The organism is Pseudoroseicyclus sp. H15 (genome assembly GCF_054353345.1).
Window position 1 is genome coordinate 1 of record NZ_JBTHJE010000015.1, and the last position, 1260, is coordinate 1260.

Here is a 1260-nt window from a genome sequence, read left to right on the forward strand (position 1 = left end):
TCGTGCGCGAGCTGGGCAAGGTACTGCACCAACCGGTGCGGGCGATCGAGACCAGCGGCCATCCCGCCCCTCTCGAGCCCGAGCGCCGTCGAGCGCAGATTGTCGTTCACCGCGAGGCCGAAAAGGTAGGCGATGGCGGGCGCGTCGATACGTTTCAGCATGGGCTGTCTCCAATGCAGGAAACCCCGCCGGAGCGGGGCAAACCTATTGCGGGGTCAAGAGTTCGTCTGAGAAGATGGCGTAGCCGGAGACTTCAGTCTTCGCGGCAATTGTGGGGTCTGGCACTGCGGCCTAGGGCGCGCGATGCAGACTTTTTAGCAGGGTGCGCACGGGCATGGCGTTCGAGATTAATCGGGTCGAGTGCGAGGACGACAAGGGCAATCGGCACACCGTTTACATCTACAGCAGTAGAGAACAGCGGACCGAGGAGACGACTGGGAAAGTAATCAGCGTCCAGGTTCAGGTGCTTTCGCAGCTGCGCGACGGGCAAACAGTCCTTTCCCGGCCGGACCTGGATGGCTTTGAGATCGTCGGCTCCGGACTGATCCTGCGCCGAGTGAGGTAATCGCCGAGCGCCGCTATCTGCGGTGGGTCCGCAGTATTTCTTTCGCCAAAGCGTTGGCCCGCGGGCCATTGCCGCGCACGACGGCCCGCGCCAGCACTTCGGCCCTTGTCTCGGCATTCCGCGCGGCGTGGCGCCAGCTCGGGCTGTCGTTCGGTGCAGGCAGATCGGGGTTGTCCCGACCGGTCCGGTGATTGCGGATGGCGAGGCCAACGAGGAAGCACGCCAATGCCGCCTTCGAGACGATGATCAGCAGCTCCGGCGCCGTCTCGATATTCCGCGCGAACATGGTCACGAGCACGCTGAAGCCGGTGAGCCCCAGCATGGCAGCGATGTAGCGCCCGGGCGGGGTCGAATGCGCATATTGGTGCGCCACCCACCAGCAGAGCAGCACGGCCGAGATCGAGGTGAGGTTATGCAGGGTGAGGACCAGCTCAGGCATCGTCGGCCTCCTGTTTCGGCAAGAAGCGGGACCGCACCGCGCGCACCGCAGCGATGCCGCCCTCCCCCATCAGGAAGCCGCCCGCGAGATAGGCATAGACGCCAGCACCGCTCATCACGTCGATGACATGGCCAACGACGCCGCCGAGGAAGATGGCGGAGACGGCGCCGGCCGAGCCCTCGACCAACCGGCGCCGCCATTCTGCCTGCGGCGCGAAGACGGCCCGCACATAGGCACCGCCGGCGCCGGAGATGAT

The 1260-nt window shown here is 65.4% G+C and carries 3 protein-coding genes; 1 reads left to right on the forward strand and 2 read right to left on the reverse strand.

The genetic code is table 11. The annotated features are described in order from the left end of the window. The first annotated feature begins 334 nt into the window (after positions 1–334). Positions 335–565, forward strand: a complete 231-nt coding sequence (locus ACXN5S_RS19620; protein WP_458607185.1) for a hypothetical protein — start codon at positions 335–337, stop codon at positions 563–565. Positions 566–578: 13 nt separating this feature from the next. Here the strand turns inward: ACXN5S_RS19620 and ACXN5S_RS19625 are convergent, their stop codons facing one another. Continuing rightward, positions 579–1004, reverse strand: a complete 426-nt coding sequence (locus ACXN5S_RS19625) for a hypothetical protein (protein ID WP_458607186.1) — start codon at positions 1002–1004, stop codon at positions 579–581. Beyond that, positions 997–1260: hypothetical protein (locus tag ACXN5S_RS19630; RefSeq protein ID WP_458607187.1), on the reverse strand; the 264-nt coding region annotated here is incomplete at its 5' end. The genes ACXN5S_RS19630 and ACXN5S_RS19625, both read right to left, overlap by 8 nt.

Excerpts from the sequence above, each read along its gene's own strand:
- ACXN5S_RS19620 (WP_458607185.1), top strand. The coding sequence starts at position 335 with ATGGCGTTCGAGATTAATCGGGTCGAGTGCGAGGACGACAAGGGCAAT.
- ACXN5S_RS19625 (WP_458607186.1), bottom strand. The coding sequence starts at position 1,004 with ATGCCTGAGCTGGTCCTCACCCTGCATAACCTCACCTCGATCTCGGCC.